General features: G+C 70.6%; 9 protein-coding genes. 5 read left to right on the top strand and 4 right to left on the bottom strand.

From position 1 onward, the window contains the following. Positions 1–15: 15 nt before the first annotated feature. The gene (locus ACLL9L_RS11715; protein ID WP_411284840.1) at positions 16–2,130 is read left to right on the top strand and encodes a RecQ family ATP-dependent DNA helicase; all 2,115 of its coding nucleotides are present in this window, start codon (positions 16–18) and stop codon (positions 2,128–2,130) included. On the opposite strand, the gene ACLL9L_RS11710 is transcribed toward ACLL9L_RS11715, so the two are convergent. Further along, positions 2,079–2,762, bottom strand: a complete 684-nt coding sequence (locus tag ACLL9L_RS11710; RefSeq protein ID WP_411284839.1) for a YczE/YyaS/YitT family protein — start codon at positions 2,760–2,762, stop codon at positions 2,079–2,081. The two genes, ACLL9L_RS11715 and ACLL9L_RS11710, sit on opposite strands and share 52 nt — an antisense overlap. Before the next feature lie 62 nt (positions 2,763–2,824). Between ACLL9L_RS11710 and ACLL9L_RS11705 the strand changes: the two genes are divergently transcribed. The 4 genes from ACLL9L_RS11705 to fabG all read left to right on the top strand — a co-directional run bounded on the left by ACLL9L_RS11705 (position 2,825) and on the right by fabG (position 7,166). Further along, the gene (locus tag ACLL9L_RS11705) at positions 2,825–4,273 is read left to right on the top strand and encodes a PLP-dependent aminotransferase family protein (protein WP_411284838.1); all 1,449 of its coding nucleotides are present in this window, start codon (positions 2,825–2,827) and stop codon (positions 4,271–4,273) included. A 29-nt stretch (positions 4,274–4,302) separates the two neighbouring features. Next, positions 4,303–5,295: an acyl-CoA thioesterase gene (locus ACLL9L_RS11700; protein WP_411284837.1), complete on the top strand. Its 993-nt coding sequence runs from the start codon at positions 4,303–4,305 to the stop codon at positions 5,293–5,295. A gap of 104 nt (positions 5,296–5,399) precedes the next feature. After that, a complete protein-coding gene (locus ACLL9L_RS11695) occupies positions 5,400–6,158 on the top strand; it encodes a class I SAM-dependent methyltransferase (protein ID WP_411284836.1) in 759 nt (252 codons plus the stop codon). Positions 6,159–6,407: 249 nt separating this feature from the next. After that, a complete protein-coding gene (fabG, locus tag ACLL9L_RS11690; protein ID WP_411284835.1) occupies positions 6,408–7,166 on the top strand; it encodes a 3-oxoacyl-ACP reductase FabG in 759 nt (252 codons plus the stop codon). A 21-nt stretch (positions 7,167–7,187) separates the two neighbouring features. Here the strand turns inward: fabG and ACLL9L_RS11685 are convergent, their stop codons facing one another. From ACLL9L_RS11685 to ACLL9L_RS11675, 3 genes are all read right to left on the bottom strand, one after another. Continuing rightward, complete coding sequence (locus ACLL9L_RS11685) at positions 7,188–7,604, bottom strand: VOC family protein (protein ID WP_411284834.1); 417 nt, start codon at positions 7,602–7,604, stop codon at positions 7,188–7,190. Between the two features lie 41 nt (positions 7,605–7,645). Next, positions 7,646–8,068, bottom strand: a complete 423-nt coding sequence (locus ACLL9L_RS11680) for a helix-turn-helix domain-containing protein (RefSeq protein WP_411284833.1) — start codon at positions 8,066–8,068, stop codon at positions 7,646–7,648. Positions 8,069–8,182: 114 nt separating this feature from the next. Further along, positions 8,183–8,839, bottom strand: a 657-nt coding sequence (locus tag ACLL9L_RS11675) for an acyl-CoA dehydrogenase family protein (protein ID WP_411284832.1), incomplete at its 5' end; no start/stop codon positions are given.

The following is an 8,839-nucleotide window of genomic DNA, read 5'->3' as shown; positions in this document are numbered from 1 at the left end:
CGTACGGTGGACATCATGGACACACCCCGCACCCTCGACCTCGCGGCCGACGCCGCCGCCGCCCTGCACCGCCTGGTCGGCCGCGACGACGTCACCTTCCGTGACGGGCAGCTCGAGGCGATCAAGGCCCTCGTCGGCGGCCGGCGGCGGGTCCTCGTCGTCCAGCGCACGGGCTGGGGCAAGTCTGCGGTCTACTTCGTCTCGACCGCACTGCGCCGGGCGGCCGGCGCCGGACCCAGCATCATCATCTCCCCGCTCCTGGCCCTGATGCGCGACCAGATCGCGGCTGCCGAGCGGGCCGGGATCCGGGCCGTGTCGATGAACTCGGCCAACGCCGAGGAATGGGGCTCGGTCGGCGCGGCGCTCGCCGCCGACGACGTGGACGTCCTCCTCGTCAGTCCCGAGCGCCTCAACAACCCCCGCTTCCGCGAGGAGCAGCTGCCCGACCTGGCGCGCCGCTGCGGACTGCTCGTCGTCGACGAGGCCCACTGCGTCAGCGACTGGGGCCACGACTTCCGACCGGACTACCGCCGCATCCGCGACCTGCTGACGACGTTGCCCTCGGACACCCCGGTCCTCGCGACGACGGCAACGGCCAACGCCCGGGTCGTCACCGACGTCGCCGAGCAGCTCGGGGCGGGTGGTCACGAGGTCCTCACCCTGCGTGGCGGACTGGCCCGTGAGTCGCTGCGGCTCGGTGTCCTGCCCCTGGCCTCCCCCGAGCAGCGGGTTGCGTGGCTGGTCGCCCACCTCGCGGACCTGCCCGGCAGCGGCATCATCTACACGCTCACCGTCTCGGGTGCCGACGATGTCGCGGCCACCCTGCGGGATGCGGGCCACGAGGTGCGCTCCTACACCGGCCGGACCGACCCCGCCGACCGCGAAAACCTCGAGTCTGCCCTGCGCGACAACCGCGTCAAGGCCCTCGTCGCGACCAGTGCGCTCGGCATGGGGTTCGACAAACCAGACCTCGGGTTCGTGCTCCACCTCGGCGCGCCCTCCTCCCCCGTCGCCTACTACCAGCAAGTCGGCCGAGCGGGACGCGCCACGGCGAACGCCGACGTCCTGCTCCTGCCCGGGCCTGAGGACAAGGACATCTGGCGCTACTTCGCGTCGGCGTCGATGCCCCGCCAAGAGCAGGCCGACGCCGTGCTCACCGCGCTGGCGGAGGCGTCCAGGCCGCTGTCCACGCCCGCCCTCGAGTCGATCGTCGACCTCCGCCGGACCCGGCTCGAGCTCCTGCTCAAGGTCCTCGACGTCGACGGGGCCGTGACCCGGGTGACCGGGGGCTGGGCCGCGACGGGCACCCCGTGGACCTACGACGCGGAGCGCTACGGCCGGGTCGCGCAGGCCCGCGACCGCGAGCAGCAGCTCATGCTCGACTACGAACGGGGCGCGGGGTGCCGGATGGAGTTCCTCCAGCGGGCCCTCGACGACGACACCGCACTCCCGTGCGGTCGCTGCGACGTGTGCGCCGGGACGTGGTTCCCGGACACGATCCCCGACGCGGCCCTCTTCACCGCCCGAGGCCAGCTGCAGCGCGTCGGCGTCGACCTCGAGCCGCGGGGTCAGTGGCCCACCGGGATGTCGCGCCTCGGAGTGGCGCTCTCGGGGAAGATCCCTGCGGCGCAGGCCCTGTCGCCCGGACGGGCTTTGGCCCGCCTGACCGACCTCGGCTGGGGCCAGCGCCTGCGCGAGCTGCTGCGCGTCGATGCCCCGGTCTCCCCCGAGCTGCTCCGGGCCTGCGTCGGGGTCCTGAGCGACTGGGGCTGGTCCGAGCGGCCGACCGGGGTCGTCGCGCTCCCCTCCCGGTCCCGACCGCTGCTCGTCGACTCGCTCGCCCGGGGCCTGTCCGAGATCGGGCGCCTTCCCTTCCTCGGCACCCTCGACCTCGTTGACGGTGGTCCGGTCGGTGAGGCCGGTGGCAACAGCGCCTTCCGGCTGGCCGGCGTGTGGGGCCGCCTCGCCGTCCCCCCGCAGCTCGCCGCGAGCCTTGCCGGCGGCGGTGGACCCGTCCTGCTCGTCGACGACCTCGTGGACTCACGCTGGACGATGACGGTGGCGGCGCAGGTCCTGCGTCAGGCGGGGGCGGACGCGGTGCTGCCCTTCTCGCTGGCCACGGCGGGCTGATCAAGGGCCACGGTCACCCTGGGCAGGAAGAAGTGCACGAGCGGGCCGATGCTCAGGGCATAGACGACGGTCCCGACCCCGACGACGCCCCCGAGGAGCCAGCCGATGCCCAGCACCGAGATCTCGATGCCGGTGCGGACCAGGCGGAAGCTCCATCCCGTGCGTCGGGCGAAGCCGGTCATCAGCCCGTCGCGGGGTCCCGGCCCCAGCTGGCTCCCGATGTAGAGGCCACCCGCGAGCCCGTTGAGGACGATCCCCCCGAGGAGGAGGGCGCCGCGGGGGGCCAGTGCGCTCGGCTCGGGGATCAGCGCCAGGCTGGCGTCGGTGGCCAGCCCGATGACGACGACGTTGGCCACGGTCCCGAGCCCGGGCCACTGCCGCAGCGGCATCCAGAGCACCAGGACGAGCGCGCCGACGACGATCGTGATCTGGCCGAAGGTCAACGGGAGTCGCTGGGTGAGGCCGGAGTGCAGCACGTCCCACGGGGCGAGCCCGAGCTGGCTGCGGATCATCACCGCCATCGAGAGCCCGTAAAGGCTCAGCCCGAAAGCCAGCTGGGCGAGGCGACGAGGCAGCCGCCCGGCGTGCAACTGCTCGCGCGGCGTGAGGAAGGAGAGGTGCGTCCGGGCCATGATGACGATCATGAGCCATGGTGGCCACCGCATCCATGGCCAATCGTGCTTCACTGGCCTGCATGGCCACCCGCACCGTCTCCGTCTCGACCGTCGTCAGCCAGCTGCGCTCCGGCGCGCCGCAAGCACACCCCGCCGCCCCGGCATACCAGGCCCTGGCCGAGGGGCTGCGACGACTCGTCGCGGACGGACGGATCCTCGACGGCACCCGGCTGCCCAGCGAGCGGACGCTGACCGCCGCCCTCGGCACCAGTCGCACGACCGTCGCCGCGGCATATGCCGTGCTGCGAGACCGTGGCTACCTCGTCTCGCGGCAGGGCTCGGGCAGCGTCGTCACCGTGCCCGGAGGACGGTCCGGCGGCGGTCCGCTGGGGCCGGGTGACACGAGCCTGGACCTCATCGACCTGTCTATCGCCGCACCGAGCGCGCCGCCCGGGATGGCCGAGGCCTTCGAGGAGGCTGTGAGCGAGCTGCCCCGTCACCTCGGGGGCGCGGGCTACTCGCCCTTCGGCCTCCCCGAGCTGCGGGAGCTGCTCGCGCAGCGCTACGCCACGCGCGGTCTGGAGACGACGCCGGGCCAGATCATGGTCACCACGGGTGCCCTGGCCGCGCTCTCGGTGGTCCTGCGGGCCATGGTCGGGCCCGGCGACAGGGTGCTCATGGAGTCACCGACCTACCCGAACGCGCTGGCCTCCGTGCGAGACAGCGGCGCGCGCACCGTCGGGCTGCCCCTCGATGCCGCCGGACTGGACCCGCACGCCCTCGACGTCGCGCTGCGCCAAAGCTCGGCGACGCTGGCCTACCTCATCCCCGACTTCCAGAACCCGACCGGCACGCTCGTCGACGAGTCGACCCGCGTGCAGGTGGCCGCCTCCCTTCGTCGCCAGCGCGCCGTTGCCGTCATCGACGAGACCCCCGCCGAGCTCGGCATCGATGTCGCGGACCACGAGATGCCCCGTCCGCTCGCCGCCTTCGACGAGCGCGCCGTGACGCTCGGGAGTGCGAGCAAGACCTACTGGGGTGGGTTGCGCGTCGGGTGGCTCCGGGCGCCCGAGCGTGACGTGGCCCGACTCGAACAGGCCCGACTCAGCCTCGATCTAGGAGTCCCCGTCCTCGAACAGCTCGTCCTGAAAAGGCTTCTCGTGAAACGTGACTCGGTCCTGGCACATCGGCGCTCCGAGTTGCGATCCTCCCGTGACGCGCTCACGGCGGCCCTGCGGCGGCGCCTGCCGGACTGGCGCTTCACCGTCCCCACCGGTGGCCTCAGCCTGTGGTGCGAGCTGCCGCAACCCCGCTCGAGCGCGCTCTGCGACGCCGTCGCACCGCTTGGCGTCCGGCTCGCCCCCGGCTCGTCCTTCGGTGTCGAGGGCGGGCTCGAGTCGTTCGTCCGCATCCCCTACGCGGTGCATGGTGACGTCCTGACCGACGCCGTGGACCGGATCGCGCGGGCCTGGGGCCTCGTCGCCGAGGGCCCCGCGGCCGGCACTGCCAGGGGCACGCTCATCGCCTGATCGGCGCTCCCCCTCGATAGGGTCTTTTCGTGACCCCCGATGCTCCCGGCCAGCCTGACACCCCCCCAGCCGACCCGGACGAGGGCGCTCACCGCCCGGCCGCGCTGGCCGAGCTGCTCGAGGTGCTCGACCTGAAGCCTCTCGGCGAGGCGCACATCACGGTGGCCGGGGCAGAGGGCGACGCCGAGTCCGAGCTGGGCGAGTCCGAGGCCTCGGTCTTCGTCGGCCAGAGCCAGAAGCAGCCGCACGGTCGGGTGTTCGGCGGACAGGTGCTGGCCCAGTCCGTCATCGCTGCCGGACGGACGGTCGAGGGAGTCGGCGACGCGCCGCGGCACATCCACTCGCTCCACGGATACTTCGTGCGCCCCGGCGACGACAACCACCCGATCCGTTTCGCCGTGGAGCGGATGCGGGACGGCAAATCCTTCTCGACCCGCCGGGTCCACGCGATCCAGTACGGCAAGCCGATCCTGTCGATGATCACCTCCTTCCAGGAGGAGTCCGAGGGGATGGACCACCAGGACTCCATGCCCGCCGCGCCGGATCCCGACCACCTGTCCAGCGCGCAGGAGCTCGTCGAGGAGCTGGGCAACCCGCTGGCCCAGGGCTTCGCCCGCGCCCGGCCGATAGACCTGCGCCATGTCGAGGGCAACATCTACTTCACTCCCGGCCGGCAGCGGGCGGCACGACAGAGCGTCTGGCTCAAGGCCATCGGCTCCCTCCCGGACGACCCGTTGCTGCACGCCGCGGTCCTCGCCTACGCGTCCGACTACTCCCTGCTCGAGCCGGTCCTGCGTCGGCACGGGCTGGTCTGGTCGGACCCGCGTCTGCGCCCGGCGAGCCTGGACCACGCGATGTGGTTCCACCGCCCGGCGCGGGCCGACGAATGGGTCCTCTACACCCAGCAGTCCCCGTCGGCGCAGGGCGGTCGAGGTCTCGCGACCGGCTCGATGTTCGCCTCTGACGGCCGACTCGTGGCCACGGTGGCCCAGGAGGGCATGCTCCGCCTCAAGGAGTCCTGACCCTCCACCCGCGGCGAGCCACGACCACGGACGGGCCTTCGGGTGAAGGGTGTTGCCCTGCAACTCGGCTGCGTTGGGCGTGGAGGCGATGTCACCATGGGCGCATGACTGGGCGCGCGCTGAAGTTCGGGTCGGTGGCATCGGCCTACGAGCACTTCCGACCTGGCTACCCCGACGAACTCGTTGATCAGGTGCTGGCCTACGCAGGCCAGCCAGTCCACACCGCCCTGGAGATCGGCGCGGGTACAGGCGAAGCCACACGCGTCTTCGCCAGGCGCGGAATCGCTGTGACCGCTACCGAACCAGACGCAGCAATGCTCACGGAACTGCGCAAGCACGTGCCCGAAACGGTTGCCACAGTGCAGGGCGCCTTCGAGGATCTCCCGCTGACCTCGACCTACGACCTGGTCTTCGCCGCGGCTTCTCTTCATTGGACCGAGCCGGCCCATCGGTGGTCGCGTGTGGCTGCGTTTCTCAACCCCGACGGGATGTTCGCGTCCTTCGGCGGACAGATGTGTCTCGCCGACATGGCCGTCGAGGAGGCCGTCCTTGACGCCAGATCGCCGTTCCTGGTGGACGACGGTGTTCCCTCGCCTGACGGGACGCCGACGCACAGCCCGATGCAATGGCCCGGGACCGAGCTGGGTCAGTCCAACCGATTCATCGATGTCCGTCAGTCCACCATCGAACGCCGGACGACGATGTCAGCGCGCGACTACATGTGCCACCTGTCGACGATTTCGGCCTATCTCGAGCTGCCCGTCTCGGTTCGGGAGCACGTGTTTGATCGGATCCTCGGGGTGCTCCCAGAGCGCGTGATGGTGGTGACCGATCTCACCCTTCACCTCGCCAGAATGGGGTGAGCCCAACTCAACCAGCTTTCAAAGCGTCGTCCTCGCTGACGACCGACGCTGCAAGGCGGGTTCTCCCGGACATGCCGCGACCGGTGTGCGCTTCGTTCAGTGAGGAATCGGTTATCAGTCACCGATCGGTCATCGTTCCTCTTCTGGGTGGACACGATCCCTGGACTCTTCAGTGACGGAGTCGCCATCCGGGTAAGCGCTCGCTCAGTAGAGTAGGCGGGCACCGCCACCCAACGCTGAGGAGCACCTGTGTCCACGACCCCCCGCACCGCCATCGTCACCGGAGCCGCTCGCGGCATCGGCGCCGCCACCGCAAGGCGCCTGGCCGCCGACGGGCACGCCGTCGGAGTCCTCGACCTCGACGAGGCCGCCTGCGCCGACACCGTCGCCGCGATCACCGGCGCCGGAGGCAGGGCCATCGCGGTCGGTGTCGACGTGTCGAAGGCCGACCAGGTCGCCGCGGCAGTGCAGCGCGTCGCCGACGAGCTGGGCGCTCCGACAATTCTGGTCAACAACGCCGGGATCACCCGCGACAACCTCATCTTCAGGATGACCGAGGAGGACTGGGACGCGGTCATCAACGTCCACCTGCGGGGGTCGTTCCTCATGACCAGGGCCGTCCAGACCCACATGACGGCCGAGAAGTTCGGGCGCATCGTCAACCTGTCGTCCACGTCCGCGCAGGGCAACCGAGGACAGGTCAACTACTCGGCGGCCAAGGCCGGCCTGCAGGGGTTCACCAAGACGCTCGCGATCGAGCTCGGCCAGTTCGGTGTGACCGCCAACGCGATCGCGCCCGGGTTCATCCAGAGCGAGATGACCAGGGCCACGGCCGAGCGGCTCGGGGTCTCCTTCGATGACTTCATCGCCCACTCCGCGAAGGAGATCCCGGTGCAGCGGGTCGGCCAACCGGACGACATCGCGGCGATGGTCTCCTTCCTCACCAGTGACGAGGCCGGGTTCGTCAGCGGCCAGGTCATCTACGTCGCCGGCGGTCCGCAGGACTGAGCACGCCCACCTTTCGCGTCCTCAACTGGGCGGGGTGGTCCGCCCGACCCGGATCTGGTTGCCGAACGGGTCCCGGAAACCGAAGTCCACGCCGTAGGACTGCTCGGTCGGCTCCTCGGGCAGCTCGACTCCCTTCGCCTTGAGCTCGGCGTGGGCCTGGTGGACGTCGTCGGTCGAGAAGATCAGCCACCCCGCGCCGGCGCCCTTGCTGAGCAGGGACCTGACCTGGTCGGTGGTCGACTCGTCCATGATCGGCGGGCCGGGCTTCTCGAGCATGATCTCGCGGTCGGGGTCGCCCGGGACCCCGACGGTCAGCCAGCGCATGAAGCCGAGGTCGGCGTCCGTGCGCACCTCGAGGCCGAGCTTGTTGACATAGAAGTCGAGGGCCTCGTCCTGGTCGAGGACGTGAATGCCGGTGATCTTGAGGTGGGTGAGCACGGGTGGACCTTTCGGTGGGAGGTGCGGTGACCTCGCCAACGCTAGAGGCCCGACCCGGTGCCCGCTTCTCCGAAACTGCTCGATCTCAGCCACGCCATCGCCACACACGACGGCAGCACCACGACCGGGGCGCGCCGACGGTAGGCCGACGGCGACTCCCCCATGACCTCGCGGAACGTCCGGCTGAACGTCCCCAGGCTGGAGAACCCCACCGCGAGGCAGACCTCGGTGACACTGAGCGCGGTGTCGCGCAGCAGGAAGGTGGCCCGCTCGACCCGCCGGCGCTGCAGGTAGCGGTGCGGCGTCTCACCGAACGTTGCCCGGAAGGTCCGGATGAAGTGGGCCTCGGACACCAACGCGATCCGGGCCAGCGCCGGGATGTCGAGCTGCTCACCATAGGCCCGGTCCATCGCGTCGCGAGCCCGCAGCATCCGCCGGTTGCTGTCCTCCTCCGCGCGGCTCACGGATGCATCACACCACAGCCGACCTCACACCCCCGCAAGGTATGCCGGGTGCCCGGCGGGGCGCACGGCATACCTGTTGCTCCGCACGGTATCCCTGTTGCTCCGCACGGGGACTCAGAGACCGAGGTCGCGGCCGATGAGCTCCTTCATGATCTCGTTGGAGCCGGCCCAGATCTTGGTGACCCGGGCGTCACGCCAGGCGCGCGCGACGCGGTACTCGTTCATGAAGCCGTAGCCGCCGTAGAGCTGGACGCACTCGTCGAGGACAGCGTTCTGCACCTCCGCGCTCCACCACTTCGCCTTCGCAGCATCGACGGCGGTGAGGGTGCCGTTGGCGTGGGCCTCGACGCAGTCGTCAACGTAGGCCTGGGTGACCTCGATCTTGGTCACGAGCTCGGCGATCTTGAACTTGTTGTGCTGGAACGAGCCGATCGACTGACCGAAGGCCTTGCGTTCCTTGGTGTAGGCGATCGTCTCGGTGAGGATCTGCGCCGCGTGGGCGGTGTTGGAAACGGCCGCCCCGATGCGCTCCTGCGGGAGGCGCTGCATCATCGCGATGAAGCCCATGCCCTCGTCGCCGATCCGGTTGGTGTCGGGGACGCGCACGTCCTGGAAGAACAGCTCGGCGGTGTCGCTCTCCTCCTGGCCGACCTTGTCGAGCTTGCGACCCCGGCTGAAGCCCTCCATGCCGTCCTCGACCATGAACAAGGTGATGCCCTTGGCGCCCTTGCTCGGGTCGGTGCGCGTGGCGACGATGACCAGGTCGGCCTG

Origin of the sequence: Lapillicoccus sp. (assembly GCF_046595215.1) — a bacterium.
In the GTDB taxonomy this organism is placed as follows: domain Bacteria; phylum Actinomycetota; class Actinomycetes; order Actinomycetales; family Dermatophilaceae; genus Lapillicoccus.
The sequence above is the reverse complement of the archived record's forward strand: the minus strand, read 5'-3'. Positions and strand labels throughout refer to the sequence as shown.